19 protein-coding genes and 2 pseudogenes are annotated in these 17842 nt (G+C 70.0%); 15 read left to right on the forward strand and 6 right to left on the reverse strand.

The window, feature by feature from the left end:
* Nucleotides 1–126, reverse strand: a pseudogene (locus tag MFF54_RS23915) (serine hydrolase); the annotation flags it as partial.
* A gap of 141 nt (nucleotides 127–267) precedes the next feature.
* On the opposite strand from MFF54_RS23915, the gene otsB reads away from it, so the two are divergent.
* From otsB to MFF54_RS23935, 4 genes are all read left to right on the forward strand, one after another.
* Nucleotides 268–1032 carry a trehalose-phosphatase gene (otsB, locus tag MFF54_RS23920; RefSeq protein WP_238306704.1) on the forward strand — a complete coding sequence of 255 codons (765 nt, stop codon included), beginning with the start codon at nucleotides 268–270 and terminating at the stop codon, nucleotides 1030–1032.
* 43 nt (nucleotides 1033–1075) lie between these two features.
* Entirely contained in the window at nucleotides 1076–2098 is a 1023-nt protein-coding gene (locus MFF54_RS23925; RefSeq protein WP_238306705.1) for a glucokinase, read from the forward strand.
* Nucleotides 2099–2108: 10 nt separating this feature from the next.
* Nucleotides 2109–3548, forward strand: a complete 1440-nt coding sequence (locus MFF54_RS23930) for an amidase (protein WP_238306706.1) — start codon at nucleotides 2109–2111, stop codon at nucleotides 3546–3548.
* A 320-nt stretch (nucleotides 3549–3868) separates the two neighbouring features.
* Nucleotides 3869–5644 (forward strand): acetolactate synthase 3 large subunit, encoded by a 1776-nt coding sequence (locus tag MFF54_RS23935; RefSeq protein WP_238306707.1) that lies wholly within the window; start codon nucleotides 3869–3871, stop codon nucleotides 5642–5644.
* Between the two features lie 18 nt (nucleotides 5645–5662).
* Here MFF54_RS23935 and MFF54_RS23940 read toward each other — a convergent pair whose 3' ends face one another.
* Nucleotides 5663–6604, reverse strand: a complete 942-nt coding sequence (locus tag MFF54_RS23940; RefSeq protein WP_238306708.1) for a methyltransferase domain-containing protein — start codon at nucleotides 6602–6604, stop codon at nucleotides 5663–5665.
* Between the two features lie 94 nt (nucleotides 6605–6698).
* Here MFF54_RS23940 and ilvN point away from each other — a divergent pair, with 94 nt between their 5' ends.
* The 9 genes and pseudogenes from ilvN (at nucleotide 6699) to MFF54_RS23985 (ending at nucleotide 11520) form a co-directional block, all read left to right on the forward strand.
* Nucleotides 6699–7241 (forward strand): acetolactate synthase small subunit, encoded by a 543-nt coding sequence (ilvN, locus tag MFF54_RS23945; protein WP_238306709.1) that lies wholly within the window; start codon nucleotides 6699–6701, stop codon nucleotides 7239–7241.
* Nucleotides 7242–7392: 151 nt separating this feature from the next.
* The gene (locus tag MFF54_RS23950; protein ID WP_238306710.1) at nucleotides 7393–7590 is read left to right on the forward strand and encodes a hypothetical protein; all 198 of its coding nucleotides are present in this window, start codon (nucleotides 7393–7395) and stop codon (nucleotides 7588–7590) included.
* Nucleotides 7568–7678 (forward strand): annotated as a pseudogene (locus MFF54_RS23955) (type II toxin-antitoxin system PemK/MazF family toxin); the annotation flags it as partial. The gene MFF54_RS23950 and the pseudogene MFF54_RS23955, both read left to right, overlap by 23 nt.
* Before the next feature lie 32 nt (nucleotides 7679–7710).
* A complete protein-coding gene (locus MFF54_RS23960) occupies nucleotides 7711–7932 on the forward strand; it encodes a putative type II toxin-antitoxin system PemK/MazF family toxin (protein WP_238306739.1) in 222 nt (73 codons plus the stop codon).
* A 39-nt stretch (nucleotides 7933–7971) separates the two neighbouring features.
* The gene (locus MFF54_RS23965; RefSeq protein WP_238306711.1) at nucleotides 7972–8610 is read left to right on the forward strand and encodes a glutathione S-transferase family protein; all 639 of its coding nucleotides are present in this window, start codon (nucleotides 7972–7974) and stop codon (nucleotides 8608–8610) included.
* A gap of 82 nt (nucleotides 8611–8692) precedes the next feature.
* Nucleotides 8693–9346, forward strand: a complete 654-nt coding sequence (locus MFF54_RS23970; protein WP_238306712.1) for a TetR/AcrR family transcriptional regulator C-terminal domain-containing protein — start codon at nucleotides 8693–8695, stop codon at nucleotides 9344–9346.
* A 36-nt stretch (nucleotides 9347–9382) separates the two neighbouring features.
* Nucleotides 9383–10402 carry a ketol-acid reductoisomerase gene (gene ilvC / locus MFF54_RS23975; protein ID WP_238306713.1) on the forward strand — a complete coding sequence of 340 codons (1020 nt, stop codon included), beginning with the start codon at nucleotides 9383–9385 and terminating at the stop codon, nucleotides 10400–10402.
* Nucleotides 10403–10556: 154 nt separating this feature from the next.
* On the forward strand, nucleotides 10557–11210 hold the full coding sequence (locus MFF54_RS23980; protein WP_238306714.1) for a pyridoxamine 5'-phosphate oxidase family protein: 654 nt from the start codon (nucleotides 10557–10559) through the stop codon (nucleotides 11208–11210).
* A gap of 79 nt (nucleotides 11211–11289) precedes the next feature.
* On the forward strand, nucleotides 11290–11520 hold the full coding sequence (locus tag MFF54_RS23985; RefSeq protein ID WP_238306715.1) for a tautomerase family protein: 231 nt from the start codon (nucleotides 11290–11292) through the stop codon (nucleotides 11518–11520).
* Between the two features lie 4 nt (nucleotides 11521–11524).
* On the opposite strand, the gene MFF54_RS23990 is transcribed toward MFF54_RS23985, so the two are convergent.
* From MFF54_RS23990 to MFF54_RS24005, 4 genes are all read right to left on the reverse strand, one after another.
* A complete protein-coding gene (locus MFF54_RS23990; RefSeq protein ID WP_238306716.1) occupies nucleotides 11525–11743 on the reverse strand; it encodes a DUF2171 domain-containing protein in 219 nt (72 codons plus the stop codon).
* Between the two features lie 77 nt (nucleotides 11744–11820).
* Nucleotides 11821–13122: an NRAMP family divalent metal transporter gene (locus tag MFF54_RS23995; RefSeq protein ID WP_238306717.1), complete on the reverse strand. Its 1302-nt coding sequence runs from the start codon at nucleotides 13120–13122 to the stop codon at nucleotides 11821–11823.
* A gap of 56 nt (nucleotides 13123–13178) precedes the next feature.
* Nucleotides 13179–13607 (reverse strand): DUF1810 domain-containing protein, encoded by a 429-nt coding sequence (locus MFF54_RS24000; protein ID WP_238306735.1) that lies wholly within the window; start codon nucleotides 13605–13607, stop codon nucleotides 13179–13181.
* 214 nt (nucleotides 13608–13821) lie between these two features.
* Nucleotides 13822–13959: a hypothetical protein gene (locus MFF54_RS24005; protein WP_238306718.1), complete on the reverse strand. Its 138-nt coding sequence runs from the start codon at nucleotides 13957–13959 to the stop codon at nucleotides 13822–13824.
* Between MFF54_RS24005 and MFF54_RS24010 the strand changes: the two genes are divergently transcribed.
* Both MFF54_RS24010 and MFF54_RS24015 read left to right on the forward strand, forming a co-directional pair.
* A complete protein-coding gene (locus MFF54_RS24010; RefSeq protein WP_238306719.1) occupies nucleotides 13952–16234 on the forward strand; it encodes a TonB-dependent siderophore receptor in 2283 nt (760 codons plus the stop codon). The genes MFF54_RS24005 and MFF54_RS24010 overlap by 8 nt on opposite strands.
* 10 nt (nucleotides 16235–16244) lie before the next feature.
* Nucleotides 16245–17834: a PepSY-associated TM helix domain-containing protein gene (locus MFF54_RS24015; RefSeq protein WP_238306720.1), complete on the forward strand. Its 1590-nt coding sequence runs from the start codon at nucleotides 16245–16247 to the stop codon at nucleotides 17832–17834.
* The last annotated feature ends 8 nt before the right edge of the window (nucleotides 17835–17842 follow it).

Raw genomic sequence — 17842 nt, forward strand, 5'->3', positions numbered from 1 at the left:
CCGCATCACCGAGACCGAGAGACCGGCAAGGCGCCCCTCCGCGACGAGCCCGCGCATCCAGCCGTCGACGCGCTCCAGCCGCTCGGGACAGAGGCCGAGATCCTTCGGGTCCGCCAGAACCTGCATCGCCACACTCCGCTCACCGGTCCGATGCGCGAGGTATAGGGGGGCGGAAATTCCTGGCGAGCCCCGTGCGGGTCTGGGGGCTCGACGTTTGCGGCGGCCTCCGGCACCGTGCTAGCTCGGGCGCGATCCAAGATCCGCCCCATGACCCGCCGGAGCGCGCGCGTGAGCCTTGCCCTGTTCCTCGATTTCGACGGCACCCTCGTCGAGATCGCGCCGCGGCCGGACGCGGTGCAGGTCGACCCGGATCTCGTGCCCATCCTGGAGCGGCTGCGCGAGCGGCTCGGCGGGGCGCTCGCCATCGTCACCGGGCGTCCGGTCGGCGTCATCGACGACTTCCTGAAGCCCGCCCGCTTCGACGTCGCCGGCCTGCACGGGGTCGAGCGCCGCACCGCGGGAGCCCTGACCGGAGGGCGGGCCGAGGATCATCCGGCGCTCCGCGCCGAGGTGCAGCGGCTCCAGGCCCGCGTGGCCGATCTCGACTCGGTTCTCATCGAGGACAAGGGCGCCTCCGTCGCGGTGCACTGGCGCCTCGCCGCGCCCGAGGACGCCGCCCGCGCCGAGGCGGTCGTGAAGGCGGCGGCCGCCGCGCTCGGCGCCGAGTACCGGCTGCAGCTCGGCAAGGCTGTCGGAGAGATCGTGCCGGCGAGTGCCACCAAGGGCCACGCCATCCGAGCCTTCATGGAGGCCACGCCCTATGCGGGCCGCCGCGCCGTCTTCCTCGGCGACGACCGCACGGACGAGATCGCCTTCGCGTCCGTCAACGAGGACGGCGGCGTCTCCGTGCGGGTCGGCGAGAGCGACACCATCGCGACCCGGCGGCTGGCAGATCCTGAGGCCGTACGCGCCCTGCTGCGCGCCTGGGCCGACGGCGCCCCTCTCGATCCCGACGCCCTGCCGCCGGCCTGACGTCTCGCCCTCGCCGTCCGGCCCTGAAGGAGAGCGCTCCCGCATGTTCGAGTTCCCGGTCCTCGTCGGCGACATCGGCGGCACCAATGCGCGCTTCGCCCTGGTGCCGGAGAAGGGTGCGGACCCCTGGGCGCTCTCCCACGAGCCGACCCACGGCCATCCCGATCCCACGAGCGCGATCCGCGCGGCCCTTGCCAAGGGGATGGAGGCCGCGGGCGGCCGGGCCCCGCGCTCGGCGATCCTCGCCATTGCCGGCCGGGTCGACGGGCCGGAGATCCAGCTCACCAACGCGCCCTGGCTCGTCGCGCCGGCCCGGATCGGGGCGGATTTCGGTCTCTCACGCGCGGTCGTCGTGAACGACTACGTGCCGGTGGCCGCGGGCGCGGCCGACATCGCGCCGACCGACCTCACCCCGATCGGCCCCTGCAAGGATCGCCCGGTCGAGCCGCCCGCGGGCGCCCGCGTCGTGCTCGGCCCCGGTACCGGCTTCGGGGCCGCCGCGCTGGTGCCCTACGGCGACCACCTCGCCATCGTCTCCACGGAATCCGGCCATACCGATCTCGGGCCCGCGACGCCCGACGAGGAGGCGATCTGGCACGTGCTGGAGCGCTCCGAGGGCCGGATCACCGTCGAGACCGTTCTGTCCGGCCCCGGCCTCGCGCGGCTGCACGCGGCCGTGCGGCACGTCCGCACCGGCGTCCCAACCGAGCGGATCGACCCGGCGGCGATCACCGAGGCGGGTCTCCACGCCTCCGACCCGCACGCGGCCGAGGCGCTCGCTCTGTTCGGGCGGCTGCTCGGCCGGGTCTGCGGCAACCTCGCGCTCACCTTCCTGGCGACCGGCGGGGTCTATATCGGCGGCGGCATCGCGCCCCGGATCATGCGGGTGCTGCAGGAGGGCGATTTCCGGCCCTCCTTCGAGGACAAGGCGCCGTTCTCCGCGATGATGCGGGAGATCCCGACGAGCGTCATCACCGTGCAGGACCCGGCCTTCACCGGGCTCGCAGCGCTCGCGAGCGAGGGCGAGCGCTTCGTCTACCACGCCTCGGACTGGCGGCAGGGCTGAGGCGACACGCATGGATTCGGGCGACGCGATCACGGATCTGGGCGCCGTCGCGCTCGCCGCGGCGATCCGCACGCGGCAGGTCTCCTGCGCCGCCGTGATGGGAGCCTACCTCGACCGCATCGAGCGGCTGAACCCGCGCGTCAACGCGATCGTCGCTCTCCAAGACCGCGCCGGGCTGATACGGCAGGCAGAGGCGTGTGACGCGCAGCTCGCCCGCGGCGAGCCCACGGGCCCGCTGCACGGGTTCCCGCTCGCGGTGAAGGACCTCGATCCGGTCCGCGGCCTACCCTTCACGCAAGGTTCGCCGATCTTCCGCGACCGCGTGGCCGAGACCGATTCGATCATGGTCGCGCGGCTGCGCGCGGCGGGGGCGATCTTCGTCGGCAAGACCAACATCCCGGAATTCGGCCTCGGCTCGCACAGCTTCAACCCAGTCTACGGCGCGACCGGCAACGCGTACGATTCGGCCCTCAGCGGCGGCGGATCGAGCGGTGGGGCCGCCGTCGCCGTGGCGCTGCGGCTCACCCCGGTGGCGGACGGCAGCGACCATGCCGGATCGCTGCGCAACCCGCCGGCCTTCAACAACCTGTTCGGCCTGCGCACAAGCTACGGCCGCATTCCGGCCGAGAACCCGGATCTCTTCACGCCCTCGCTCGGCGTGCTCGGCGCGGTCGGGCGCTCGCCCGCCGATATTGGGCTGATGCTCTCGGTCATCGCCGGCTACGACCCGCGCGTGCCGCTCTCGAACCACGAGGATCCGGCTCGTTTCGCCGCCCCGCTGGAGCGGGATTTTTCCGGCACCCGCATCGCCTGGATGGGTGATCTCGGCGGTCACCTGCCCTTCGAGCCGGGCGTGCTGGAGACCGGAATCGCCGCCCTCGACACGTTCCGGGCGATCGGCTGCACGGTCGAGGCGGCGTTCCCGGCCTACGACTACGAGGCCCTCTGGCGGGACTGGCTGACCCTGCGTGCCTGGACGGTCGCGGCGAGTCTGCGACCGCTCTACGAGAACCCGGCGACCCGCGCCCAGCTCAAGCCCGAGGCGGCCTGGGAGGTCGAGCGCGGCCTCACGCTCGGCGCCGAGGCCGTCACCCGGGCGCAGGAGGGGCGCACGCGCTGGTACCGGACGGTCCTGAGCTTCATGAAGACCTACCCGTTCCTTGTCGCCCCGAGCGCGCAGGTCTTCCCGTTCCCGATCGATCGGCGCTGGCCGACCACGGTCGCCGGACGGCCGATGGATACCTATCACCGCTGGATGGAGACGGTGATCCCGGTGACGATGTCGGGCCTGCCGGCGCTCAACATGCCCGCGGGTTTCGGAGCCGGCGGCCTGCCGACCGGCATCCAGATCGTCGGCCCGAACCATGGCGAGCGCGCCTGCCTCGAACTCGGCGCCGCCTACGACGCGGCGAGCGGATGGGTGGAGCGCCGCAGGCCGCCGGAGGCGTGAGGACGTCCGCGAACGATCCGCAGGGGTGAAACTTTCCCGCCTTCACCCGTTGACCGTTCGGCCCCCCTCCGCTATCACGCCCGACACTTTCCGGAACGTGCCCTGCGAGGGTCCGCCGGAGATGCGGTTTCGGATCGGACGTAAACGATGCGCACGGCCCTCATTGTAACGGTAGCGCCACTGACCGGGCGGCCCTGACGGACGGGCCGTAGACCGGGTGGTGGCGCATGCAGGGTCCCTCGGGGCCCTTTTTTGTTGCCCGCGATCCGGCGATCGAACCGACGAGACATCACACGAAGAGCAGGACGAGGAGGAAGACGATGGGCGGCGAGGTCATGACCGGGGCCGAGATGGTCATCCGGGCTTTCCAGGATCAGGGTGTCGACACGCTGTTCGGCTATCCGGGCGGCGCGGTGCTTCCGATCTACGACGCGCTCTTCCATCAGGAGGCGGTCAAGCACGTGCTGGTGCGCCACGAGCAGGGCGCGGTCCACGCCGCGGAGGGTTATGCGCGCTCCTCCGGCAAGGTCGGCTGCGTCCTCGTCACCTCGGGCCCCGGCGCCACCAACATCGTCACGGGCCTCACCGACGCGATGCTGGACTCGATCCCGCTCGTCTGCATCACCGGTCAGGTGCCCACGCACCTCATCGGCACCGACGCCTTCCAGGAATGCGATACGGTCGGCATCACGCGCCACTGCACGAAGCACAACTACCTCGTCAAATCGATCGCGGACCTGCCGCGCATCCTGCACGAGGCCTTCTACGTGGCGAAGAACGGGCGTCCGGGCCCGGTCGTCGTCGACCTGCCGAAGGACATCCAGTTCGCGAGCGGCCTCTACGAGAAGCCCACCTCGTCGCAGCACAAGACCTACCGGCCGGCCGTCGAGGGCGACCGCGAGCGCATCCGCGCGGCCGTCGAGCTGATGGCGACGGCCCGCCGCCCGGTCTTCTACACCGGCGGCGGCGTCATCAATTCGGGGCCCGAGGCCTCGCGCCTGCTGCGCGAACTCGTCGCCGAGACCGGCTTCCCCGTCACCTCGACCCTGATGGGTCTGGGCGCTTATCCCGCCTCCGACGACAAGTTCCTGGGCATGCTCGGCATGCACGGGACCTACGAGGCGAACCTCGCGATGCACGAGTGCGACGTGATGATCTGCGTCGGCGCCCGCTTCGACGACCGCATCACGGGGCGGCTGGACGCCTTCTCGCCCTTCTCCAAGAAGATCCACATCGACGTCGACGCCTCCTCGATCAACAAGGTGGTCAAGGTCGATGTCGGCATTGTCGGCGACTGCGCCTCGGTGCTCGAGGACATGCTGGAGGCCTGGCGCGCCCTGCCGTCGCGGCCCGACAAGAGCAACCTTGAGGGCTGGTTCGGGAAGATCGCCACGTGGCGCGCCCGCGAGTGCCTCGCCTACTGGCCGTCGGGCACGATCATCAAGCCGCAATACGCCGTCCAGCGCCTCTACGAGGCCTGCAAGGACCGCGAGACCTACATCACCACGGAGGTCGGCCAGCACCAGATGTGGGCGGCCCAGTACTTCAAGTTCGAGGAGCCGAACCGCTGGATGACCTCCGGCGGCCTCGGCACCATGGGCTACGGCCTGCCGGCGGCCATCGGCACGCAGCTCGCCCATCCGGACGGGCTCGTCATCGACATCGCGGGCGAGGCCTCGATCCTGATGAACATTCAGGAGCTCTCGACGGCAGTGCAGTACCGGCTGCCGGTCAAGATCTTCATCCTGAACAACGAGTACATGGGCATGGTGCGCCAGTGGCAGGAACTGCTGCACGGCTCGCGCTACTCGCAGAGCTACTCGGAGAGCCTCCCGGACTTCGTGAAGCTCGCCGAGGCCTACGGCGCCAAGGGCATGCGCTGCGAGAAGCCGGGCGACCTCGACGCCGCCATCGCCGAGATGCTGGCCTATGATGGGCCGGTGATCTTCGACTGCGTCGTCGACAAGACCGAGAACTGCTTCCCGATGATCCCGTCGGGCAAGGCACACAACGAGATGCTCCTGTCCGACTACCTCGGCGAGACCGGGGTCGAGCTCGGCGACGTCATCTCCGAGGAAGGCAAGATGCTGGTCTGAGGATCCCGCGCGGGGTTCTCAGCCGTGCAGACTCGTCTCCTGGGTGCTGCGGCCCGTCCGCAGCACCAGCCAAGCCAGGGCGATCCGCGCCCGCCAGTTCAGCGGCGGCGGGGGAGGGGGCTCCGGCAGGTCGTGATGGCGGCGCGGGTCGAGCCGTGGCGTCGCGGCGGCCCGCTCGGCCGGGCTCGCGGCGGCGTGCTTGCGCAGGGTCACGTAGAACTGAAGCTGGTCGCGCTCGGTCGGGGTGATCGCGGCGATCTCGAACGGCATCAGGTCGAGGGCGATCAGCTCGCGGAACACGGTGAGGAAGCTCACCGGCGTGTAGACCGTGCAATGCGCGTCGAGATAGGTGCCGGTCTCGGCCACCAGCCTCGCGTTCCGCAAGGCGCTGACGAGCTGGCTGTCGAAGAGCGGCGGGGGCTCACGGCCCGCGCCCGCCCAGATCGCCACGAGGTCGACGTTCGCCGTGCGGGCGGTGTGCTCGAAGATCTGGGCCGGACTCGTCGTCGCCGCGCGGGCCAGATGGTGGGCGACGAGATCGCCCGTGGTCGAGGGCACGCGCCGGAAGTCGAAGGTGAAGCGCTTGTCGGGCACGGCCAGGAACAGCACGCCGTCCTCGCGCAGGCTCGCGGCCATGTCGCCGAGCCAGCCGATCGGATCGGCCACGTGCTCCATCACGTGGCTCGCCACGATGTAGTCGACCGGCGCGCGGGGGCCGAGCGCTTCCGCCAGCGTCCGGCCATCGAGGACGAGGTCGACCTCCATGAGGGGAGCCGCGTCCGGCCCGGTCACGTCGGGGTGGGTCGCGTATTTGGTGCGTAGGTCCGCGGTCGAACGGTGGTCCGCGTAGAGGATTTCGCCGTCGGCGCGCCGGATCAGCGGGCGGTTCAGGGGGCCGATCTCGACGCCGATCCGGCCGCGGGGCTGCACGGCGTCGAGGGCGCGCTGGCGGGAGTTCATGGGCGGCGCCGATATCATGCGCCCCCACGAGGGTCCAGAAAACGGTTCACCGCGGGGCGGTGCGGCCGATAAGAGGAGCGGGAGAGACGAGGCCATGAACGCGATGAACACCCACTACCCCGATCCGGTGAAGGTCGAGCCGGTCAACCGCCACACGCTGGCGGTGATCGTCGACAACGAGCCGGGCGTGCTGGCCCGCATCTCCGGCATGTTCTCCGGCCGCGGCTACAACATCGAGAGCCTGACGGTGTCCGAGACGGAGGCCGAGCGCCACCTCTCGCGCATCACCATCGTGACCTCGGGCACCGACGCGGTGATCCAGCAGATCAAGGCGCAGCTCGACCGGCTGGTGCCGGTGCACCGGGTCGTCGACCTGACGCTCCAGGGCAACGCGATCGAGCGCGAGATCTGCCTCGTGAAGGTTGCCGGACAGGGCGAGCACCGCAGCGAGGCTCTGCGCCTCGCCGCCGCCTTCGGCGCCAAGACGCTCGACGCCACGCTCTCCTCCTTCGTGTTCGAGCTCACCGGCACCACCGAGGAGATCGACCGCTTCGTGCGCCTGATGACGGTGATCGGCCTGGTCGAGACCTGCCGCACCGGCATCTCGGCGATGGGCCGCGGCGCCGAGCCGTTGTAGGATCGGGCGAGAGATCCTGGCCGGCGCGGCCCGCGCCGGCTCCCGGAGGCCCAGGCGATGGAAGCCAAAGTCGTTCGACCGGGGCGACGACCTCGTTGTCCATCTCGACCCCGCTGAGGCCGAGGAACTCGGCATCCGCGAGCGCGAGACGGTGGAGATCGTCTCCAGGCCGCAAGCGAAGCCGCAGCAATGGGCCGGCCGCCGCTGCGTCGACGGCCTGCCGGTCTACACGATGGCGGAGGTGGTCGCCGAGATGCGCCGGCTCGGTCCCGAAGCTGAGCCGCCGACCGTCGATCGAGGTCCCGACCGCGGCTCTGAGATCATTGATGACGCCAACGACCCGTACTGACTGGCAGCCGGGTCCGCGCGAACTTCTTCTGGTCGATCTCACGCCGGTCCGCGGAACCGAGCAGGACGGGATCCGTCCGGCCCTCGTCCTCTCGGACCCGGAAATCAACGTGCTGACGCGATGGGTCATCGTCTGCCCGACCCGTGCGACCCCCATTCCTGGCCGACGAAGGCGATCCTGCCGGCCGGCTTGGCCGTCGAGGGCGCGGTGCCCATCGATCAGGTTCGCTCGATCGATTGGGCCACCCGGATCCTGAGAAGCCTCGGCAGGGCACCCGACCTCGTCGTGGCCGAGGTGCGCGGCAAGCTGCGGACCCTTCTCGGGATGAGCCTGGGCGGCTAAGGCGATCACGACGCCACACGAAGCGAAGCACCCCGCCCCATGACCGCACCCACCCTCTACTACGCTCCCGGCGCCTGCTCGCTCGCCTCCCACATCGCCCTGGAGGAGGCCGGCCACCCGTTCGAGACGGAGCGTCTCAATCTCCAGGCCGGCGACCAGCGCTCCGCCCGCTACCTCGCGGTGAACGAGCGCGGCCGGGTGCCGGCCCTCGTCACCGGCGACTGGGTGCTCACCGAGAACACGGCGATCCTGCGCCACGTCGCGCGGCTCCATCCGGCGCTCTGGCCCGCGGATCCGCGGGACCAAGCGGTGGCCGACGAGTGGCTGGCTTGGCTCTCCACAAACCACCACACGACCTTCGCGCATATCCGGCGCCCCGAGCGCTACACCGCCGACGAGGCGGCCTTTGCAGGGATTCAGGCCAAGGCGCTCGACACGTTCGGCGACCTCTGCACCATGACCGAGGTGCGCCTCTCGAACGGCGGCTGGGCGGTCGGCGGCCGCTACAGCGTGGTTGATCCCTACCTGCTGCTGTTCTGGTTCTGGGGTCGCGGCCCCGCCTGCAAGTTCGACATGGCCGAGCGCTTCCCGGCCTGGACGGCCCATGCCCGCGCCATGGCGGAGCGCCCGGCCGTGCAGGCGGTGTTCGCCCGCGAGAAGCTCGACCTGCCGCGCTGATCGCGCAGCGCCCCCTTGTCCAAGGGGGCGAATCGGCTTAGAGCGGCGCCGTACCGTACGGTACGGTACTGCCAAGCAGCCGATGCAGCCGAACCTCGCCAGACAGGACGAGACGGTCCCCGAGACCGCCCCCGAGCTCCCCTCAGCCCGCCAGCAGGCGGTGCTCGACGCCGTGCTCGCGCTGATGGTCGAGGAGGGCGACCAGCTCACCATGGACGCGGTGGCCCGCAGGGCCAGCTGCTCCAAGGAGACGCTCTACAAGTGGTTCGGCGACCGCGACGGACTGCTCACGGCGACGGTGCGCTGGCAGGCCTCGCGGGTCCATGCCGGCCGCTACGCGCTGAACGCCCTCGACGTCGCGACGCTGCGCGAGAGCCTTCAGGATTTCGCGGCGACCTGGCTGGAGGTCATCGCGAGCGACACCTCGGTGGCGCTGAACCGTCTGGCGATCGGCCATGCCGGCTCGCGCAAGAGCAATCTCGGCGGCATCGTGCTGGCGAACGGGCGCTTCGCCATCGGCGAGCGGGTGAAGCCCGTGCTGGAGGCTGGCCGCGCGGCCGGGCTGCTGGCCTTCGACGACACTGAGACGGCCTTCCGGACCTTCTTCGGTCTGGTCGGCCGCGACATCCAGATCCGGCTCCTGCTCGGCGACGCGCTTCCCCTCGATGCCGGCGAAATCCGGCGCGATGCGGGCCGCGCCGTCGAGCAGTTCCTGGCCCTGTACGGCCGGGCCTGAACCCCGAACACCGACGTCCAAGAAAGGAAGACTGACATGCGTGTGTATTACGATCGCGACGCCGACCTGAACCTGATCAAGGGCAAGAAGGTCGTCATCGTCGGCTACGGCTCCCAGGGCCACGCCCACGCGCTCAACCTGCGCGATTCGGGCGTCAAGGACATCGTCATCGCGCTGCGCGAAGGCTCGGCCACCGCCAAGAAGGCGGAGCACGAGGGCTTCAAGGTGATGTCGGTCGCCGACGCCGCCCGCCAAGCCGACGTCGTCATGATGCTCACCCCCGACGAGTTGCAGGGCGACATCTACAAGGAGTCGCTGGAGCCGAACATGAAGCAGGGCGCCGCCCTCCTGTTCGCCCACGGCCTCAACGTGCACTTCAACCTGATCGAGCCGCGCAAGGACCTCGACGTGCTGATGGTCGCCCCGAAGGGCCCCGGCCACACGGTGCGCGGCGAGTACCTGAAGGGCGGCGGCGTGCCGACGCTCATCGCCATCGCGCAGGACGCGTCGGGCAACGCGCACGACCTCGGCCTTTCCTACGCCTCGGCCAATGGCGGCGGCCGCGCCGGCATCATCGAGACCACCTTCAAGGAGGAGTGCGAGACCGACCTGTTCGGTGAGCAGGCCGTGCTCTGCGGCGGCCTCGTCGAGCTGATCAAGGCCGGCTTCGAGACCCTGGTCGAGGCGGGCTACGCCCCCGAGATGGCTTATTTCGAGTGCCTGCACGAGGTGAAGCTGATCGTCGACCTCATCTACGAGGGCGGCATCGCCAACATGAACTACTCGATCTCGAACACCGCGGAGTACGGCGAGTACGTCACCGGCCCGCGCATCGTCACGCCCGAGACCAAGGCCGAGATGAAGCGCGTCCTCAACGACATCCAGTCGGGCATCTTCACCCGCAACTGGATGCTGGAGAACAAGGTCGGCCAGACCTCGTTCAAGGCCACCCGCGCCAAGCTCGCCGCCCACCCGATCGAGGAGGTCGGCGCCAAGCTCCGCGGCATGATGCCGTGGATCTCCGAGAAGGCCCTCGTCGACAAGACCAAGAACTGATCTGTTTGGACTCGGAGGCCGTGCTTCGCTCGGCCTCCACCGTCGTGCCCTGGGGCCGGTGTCGCGAAGGCGGCACCGGCCTTTCTCGTGGGCGGGGCTTGGCCTAAACACCGCTCCCAAGAGCCCGGCGAACGGGGCTCCGGAGGAATCGGACATGGCATCGCTCTACTCGGACGCCCACCGCGCGCTGCAAGAAGAGTTCGGCACGGTCAAGCTGGCGAACCGCCTCGACACCGACTGGGTGCACGAGACGATCCGGCCGGACGAAGCCACCTTCATCGGCAGCCGCGACATGTTCTTCCTCTCGACCGTCGATCCCGACGGGATGCCGACCGTCTCCTACAAGGGCGGCGGCACCGGCTTCGTGAAGGTCGTGGACGAGGCCACGCTCGCCTTCCCGGGCTTCGACGGCAACGGCATGTTCTACTCGATGGGCAACATCGAGGGGCAGGCCAAGGTCGGCCTTCTGTTCATCGATTTCGAGACGCCGCACCGCGTCCGCGTGCAGGGGCATGCCCGCCTGATGCGCGACGACCCGTTGCTCGCCGCCTATACGGAAGCGAAGTACATCGTCCGGGTGGACGTCACGAAGATCTGGGTCAACTGCCCGCGCTACATCCACAAGTACCGGAAGCTTGAGCAGAACAAGTACGTGCCGCGGCCGGATCGCGAGACCCCGCTCGCCGCCTGGAAGCGCCTGGACCTCGCCGGCGACGTGATCAGCGACACCGACAAGGCCCGCGTCGCCCGGGAAGGCAAGCTGGAGGTCGCGGAGTACGAGGCGCTCGTTGCACGCGGCGAAGCCTGAACGGACCGTTTCCAAGCTGGAGCGGGCGGGCGGGGCGCGCTATGCGGGGCGCCGCCCGCCCGTGGAGATCGCACCGGACATGCCCCACATCGTCGTCAAGCTCTACGCCGGCAAGTCCGAGGCGCAGAAAACCGAGATCGCCGAGGCGCTGACGCGCGCCCTGATGGCGAGCGCCGGCTGCTCCGAGAAGGCCGTCTCGGTCGCGATCGAGGACGTCGCGCCCGAGGACTGGGCCGAGACGGTCTACCGCCCCGAGATCGCCGCCCGGATGGGCAGCCTCTACCGTAAGCCGGGCTACGACCCGCTCTGAGCCGTCAGCCGCCGGCCGCGAGGTCCGTGGTGTTGAGCCGGACCTTGTCGTCGACCGCGGCGACGAGGTCGGCGTCGAAGCTGTGGTGCTGGCCGTGGGCCGCCGGATCCTTGCGGGTCAGCTTGATCCGCCGGCCCTCGACCGCGTCCACGGTGCCGACATGGCTGCCGTCCGGGCCAACCACCTCCATGTGGCTGCGGATGAGGGAGAGGTTGATCGTCATGGCACCGGCCTCCTTCGCCTGCGCGTACGGGTCCGGAACAACGGGAACGCCGGGGCCGGGGTTCGGGCGGCGGGTCGTCACAGGATCCAAGTCGCGACGAGGCACAGGGTCGCCGCGAAGGTGACGGCGGTGGTGGTCCAGCCGAGGAATGCGGTGAGGCGCCCGTTCGCCCGCTCGCCCATCATCCGGGGATCACGGGTCATCAGCATCATCAGGAAGAGGAGCGGGGGCACCGAAAACCCCTGCACGATGCCCGACCAGACCAGCGCACGCATCGGATTGAAACCGAGGAAGTTCAGCCCCACCGCGACGAGCGTCACGACGAGGATCGTGCCGTAGAACAGTCGCGCCTCGGACGGACGCGCGTTGAGGCTGCCCGGGCGGCCGATGGTCTGGACAAAGTCGTAGGCCGCCCCCGTCGTCATCACCGGCACCGCCAGGAAGCCGACCCCGACGACGCCCGCGGCGAAGAGGTACTTGGCGCCGGCTCCCGCCAGCGGCTCCAGCGCCGCCGCGGCCTGGGCGGCGCTCTCGATCTCCGTCTGGCCGGCGGCGTGGAGCGTCGTGCCCGTCGACAGGATGATGAAGTAGAGGATCAGGTTCGAGAACAGCATGCCGACGACCACGTCGCGGCGGGTCGCGGCGATCTCGCGGTCGGACGCCCCCCGGCGCTGCCGGTGGGTCCGCTTGCCCTCGGCGACCTGCTCCTCGACCTCCTGGTTCGACTGCCAGGTGTAGACATAGGCCGAGAGCGAGGTGCCGATGCAGGCGACCAGCATCGCGAGGAACTCCGCGTCGAAGCGCACGCCAGGCACGACGGTCCCCCGCAGCACCGCAGCGGGATCGGGCCGCGCCAGGATGGCGGCGACGGGGTAGGCCAGCAGGGCGAGCGCCAGCCAGCGGAAGATGCGGCGCAGGAGTGCGTAGGAGCCGAGGAACTGGAAGGACAGGACGACGAGGCCCGCCCCTGCGACGATGACGGGCTTCGGCAGGGGTACGAGGAGCCCGAGCGCCGCGCCGATCCCGCCGAGATTGGCCGCGGCCTCGATCACGTTGCCGGCGAAGGCGCCCGCCGCGATCGGGTAGAGCACGCTAGGCGGGTAGCGGTCGCGCACGGCGGCGAACAACCCTTTGCCGTAGACGCGGCCGATCTTTGCCGAGAGGTAGACGACCACGTACATCATCGGCAGGAGCACGGGGGCGATCCACAGAAAGCCGAGCCCGAACTTCGCCCCCGCGCTGACATAGGTGCCGATAGCCGACGGATCGTCGTCGGCCGCCCCCGTGATGATGCCGGTACCGAGGACGCGCAGCGGACCGCCCCGCCGCCGATCCGTCTCCTCTTCGCGCGGGGCGCGGTTCGGGTGCGGCTGATCCATCTGTCCTTGGGCTGCGCGCTCTTAGGAGGCTGAACCGGGCCGGGACCGGATCGTTCTCACGCCGCTCCGAGGCGCTTCAGGGTGAGCGGGTCCGGCTGCCCGTCGAAGAACGTCGCCAGTGCCTCCTGGAAGGCGGGCTCGTCCGGGTCGGCCAGCCCGAACAGGGTCACGCTGGAGCGGAACTTCATGTCGTCGGGCGAGCCGAACAGGGCGCGGGCCGAGAGCCCCGGATGCGCGTTCGCCGCCCGCACGCAGGCGAGCAGCCGCGGCCCGAGGAGCGTGTGGGCGCGATAAGCCCGCGCCGCGTCGAGCGAGGAGATGGCGTAGCGCTCCGCCATCGGGCTGCGGCCGAGTCCGGCGATCTGCGGGAAAACGAACCACATCCAGTGGCTGCGCTTCCGCCCGGCCCGCAATTCCGTCAGCGCCCTGTCGTAGGTGTCGCGTTGCGCCTCTACGAAGCGGCGGAGGTCGTGCGAGTCGTCCATCGGGTGGCTCATAGGATCCTCCGTGATCCTTGCGGACCGGCAAGCTCTTCGCCCGGAGCGGAGCCGCAGAGCCTGCGCGCGCCGGCTTGGCCGTGGCTGCCGTCCGAAGCCGAGGCGAGGCACCCTGGGCAACGCCGCTCGAGCGCGGCTTTAAATCTAGAATAATTACATAACATAGCTCTTGGAAAGAGCCGCTTTCTTGGTATCAGGACGCTCACGGCACCGTGATAACAGCGTATTTGCGGCGATCAGAGCACCCGATCGTCGCATCGAGGTCGAGACAAATGAGAACGATCCGCTCCTTCAAAACAGGAACGAACGCTGGAATCACTCTGAGCAGGTCGTTGCGCACCGTTCTTCTCTCGACGACATTTGCACTGTCACTCTCCGGCGCAGCCTACGCACAGGCCGCGGCAGGCACCGAGGTCGAACTGGCGGAGCTGAGCGTCACGGGGCAGGGCACGGCGCGCACCCTCGGGGGCGCCCTCTACGGGCCGGGCGGGGCAAGCGGCGCGGTACCGGGCTACGTGGCCAGCCGCAGCACGGTCGGCACCAAGACCGACACGCCGATCCTGGAAACCGCACAGTCGATCTCGGTCATCGGTCGCAAGCAGATCGAGGACCAGAACGCGCTGACCATCAACCAGGCCCTGCGCTTCACCCCGAGCGTCACGACGGAACAGCGCGGCGGCGCCGGCTCCACCCGGCTCGAGCAGTTCTACATCCGCGGCTTCACCGCACCCCTCTTCCTCGACGGCCTGCCGCTGCCGGGCAACCGCGACGCGTTCCCGACCGTCGACCCGTACCGGTTGGAGCGGGTGGACGTGATCAAGGGACCGGCCTCGGTGCTCTACGGCCAGTCGGGACCGGGCGGCATCGTCAATCTTGTCTCGAAGGTGCCCCAGTTCGTCCGGCACGGCGAGATCTTCGTGCAGGGGGGCGGCTTCAACGAGGTGCGGGGCGGCTTCGACGTCGGCGGCCCCGTCGCCGCGGAGGCCGGTCCGCTCGCCGACCAGTTCGCCTACCGCCTCGTCGGCCTCGGCTGGAAGGGCGACGGGCCGGCGGTGACCACGCAGGTCGAGCGCTTCTTCATCAACCCGAGCGTGACGTGGCGGCCATCCACCGACACGCAGCTCACCGTGATCGGCAACTACCAGCGCGACCCGTTCTCCGGATTCTACGGCGGCTTCCCGGCGGTCGGCACGGTCTTCGCGCGCAACTTCGGCAATGGGATCACCGGGCGTCTACCGGTCGACTTCTACGACGGCGACCGCAACTTCGAGCGCTCGGACCGGACGCAGGCCTCGATCAGCTACCTGTTCGACCATCGCTTCAACGAGAACCTGCGCTTCCACTCCGCCGGCCGCTACCTGCGCTCGGAGGGCGATTACCGCAGCGTCTACAGCGCCTTCGCCGACAGGAACGGGCCCTTCGCCAGCGGGCCGCTGATTCCCCGGGCGCGCATCGCCACGCAGGTCGGCATCGACGCCTACACGATGGACAACAACGTCGTGGCGAACTTCGACACGGGGATGTTCGGACACACCGTGCTGGTCGGCGTCGACCATCGCACCTTCGAGACCCGGTCGCTGACGAGCGAGTTCCCCTCGGCGCCCGACCTGAACGTGCTGGCGCCGAACTACACGATGAACATCCCGACGCCGCCCTTCGTCTCGGACGCGCGGATCAGCTCGACGCAGACGGGCGTCTACTTCCAGGACCAGGTCAAGTTCGACCGCCTCCTGCTGACGCTCGGCGGCCGCTACGACGTCGCCCGCCAATCCGGCCCCACCCGAAGCCTCACGACGGGCGTGGTCGCCAACCAGGACGTCCCGTCCGACGCCTTCACGGGCCGGGCGAGCCTGCTCTACCTCTTCGACAACGGCCTCGCCCCTTACGTCTCCTACAGCGAGGCGTTCGAGCCGATCACGTCGGGCCGCATCTTCGACACGACCTTCGGCACGGCTGGGCGCATCCCCGATCCGGTCACGAGCAACCAGTACGAGGCCGGCATCAAGTACCAGCCGCCCGGCACCGACATCCTCCTCACGGCGGCGGCCTTCGACATCCGGCGCCAGAACGCCACGAACGCCGATCCGGCCAATCCCGGCTTCGTCGTCCAGACGGGCGAGGTCGGCGTTCAAGGCATCGAGTTCGAGGCGCGCGCCAACATCACCGAGAACCTGAACCTGATCGGCGGCTTCTCGCTCATCGACATCCGCACCACCCGCGACATCGGCACGACCCGCAACGACCTGACCGGCCAGCAGGTCCCGCTCCTCGGACGCCGGCCCTATCTCGTGCCGGATTCGACCGCCTCGCTCTTCGTGGATTACCGCTTCAGCGAGGGTCCGCTCCTCGGCCTCGGGATCGGCGGTGGCGTGCGCTACCTCGGGCCCTCCTGGGGCGACCTCGCCAACACCTTCAAGGTGCCCGAGAGCGTGCTCGTGGACGCCGTCCTCTCCTACGATCTGAAGTATCTCGACGCGACGCTGCAGGGCTTCCAGTTCCAGCTGAACGCCCAGAACCTGCTCGACGAGCGCTACGTCACCGGCTGCTTCGGCTACCAGGGCTGCTATTACGGCCTGCCCCGCACGGTCTACGCGACCCTGCGCTACCGCTGGTAAGGTCCCGACCATGCGCACCGGCTTCCGGCAATCGATGGCGTGGCTGCACGCCTGGTCCGGCCTCGTGGTCGGGTGGGTGCTGTTCGCGGTCTTCGTCACCGGCACCGCGAGCTACTACAAGCCGGAGATCGCGCGCTGGATGCAGCCCGAGCTCGTCGCCGGGGAGGCGCTCGCGCCGGAAGCCGTCGCGGCGGCCGTCGAGCGCGGCGTCGCCTACATGCAGACCCATGCGGGGGAGGGGCGGGCGTGGTTCATCACGCCGCCGCGCCCCGACCGGCCCGTGATCGAGCTGTTCTGGCGGACCCGGCCCGGCGGGCCGACGGGCCACGTCCTGCTCGACCCGGAGACCGGAGAGCCCGCGCGGGTGCGTGAGACGCGCGGCGGCGACTTCCTTTACCGCTTCCACTTCGAGCTGCACATGGCCCCGCTCTGGGGCCGCTGGATCGTCGGCATCTGCGCCATGATCATGCTGGTGGCGCTGGTCTCCGGCATCGTCACGCACCGGCGCATCTTCGCCGACTTCTTCACCTTCCGCCGTGGCGCCAAGTCCGCCCAGCGCGGCTGGCTCGACGCGCACAACGTCACGGGCGTGCTGGCCCTGCCCTTCCACCTGATGATCACCTATACGGGCCTTGTCACGCTGGCGGTGATGTACATGCCCTGGGGGGTGCGCACCGCCTACGACGGCAACGCCCAGGCGCTCTTCCACGAATCCGGCCAGATCACCCGTCCGCGCCCGCCAGCCGGTCAGCCCGGCACGCTCGCGCCGGTCGGGCCGATGGTGCTTCAGGCCATCGCCGCGGTGCCGGAGACGCTGGAGCGCGTCTCGGTCCAGAACCCGAAGGACGCGAACGCCACCGTGATCGCCGTGTTCGAGGAGCCGCACGGGCTCTCGCACGAGCACCCGCAGGTCGCCTTCGCGGGCACGACCGGCGCGCTGCTGGAGGTCCGCCAGGGCGCGTTGAGACCCGCGACCAAGACGTTCTCCACGATGGTCGGCCTGCACGAGGCGCATTTCGCCGGGCCGGTCCTGCGGCTCCTGTTCTTCCTCTCCGGCCTTGCCGGCTGCGCGATGGTGGCGACCGGCCTGCTGCTCTGGGCGGTCGCGCGCGTCCCCAAGCCGGGGGAGACGGCCGGTCTCGGCCTGCGCCTCGTCCGGGGGCTCAACATCGCGGCGATCGCCGGTCTGCCGGCGGGGATCGCGGCCTTCTTCCTGGCCAATCGCCTGCTGCCGGTCGATCTCGCGGGCCGGGCCGAGTGGGAGGTGCGGGCCTTCTTCGCCGCCTGGGTCGCGGTGGGGCTCGCGGGGATCCTGCGCCCGCAGGGACGGGCCTGGTCGGAGATGCTGACCATCTGCGCGGCGCTCTACGCGGGCGTGGCCGCGGCGGACGGGCTGCGGATCGTCGCCGGGCCGGGGCAGGCGGACGCCGTCATCCTCGCCTTCGACGGGGCGATGCTTGGCCTCGCCGCGGTGCTGGTTCTCACGGCCCGCAAAGTGGCGTCCCGTGAGCGCGCGGCCGTTCGGAACGTGCGGCACCGTGAGCCCGCGCAGAGCGCGGTGCTGGGCCGCGGCGAGGGCGGCCTCAGGACGCAGCCCTGAGGCCCCTC

Origin of the sequence: Methylobacterium gregans (genome assembly GCF_022179245.1) — a bacterium.
Taxonomy (GTDB): domain Bacteria; phylum Pseudomonadota; class Alphaproteobacteria; order Rhizobiales; family Beijerinckiaceae; genus Methylobacterium; species Methylobacterium gregans.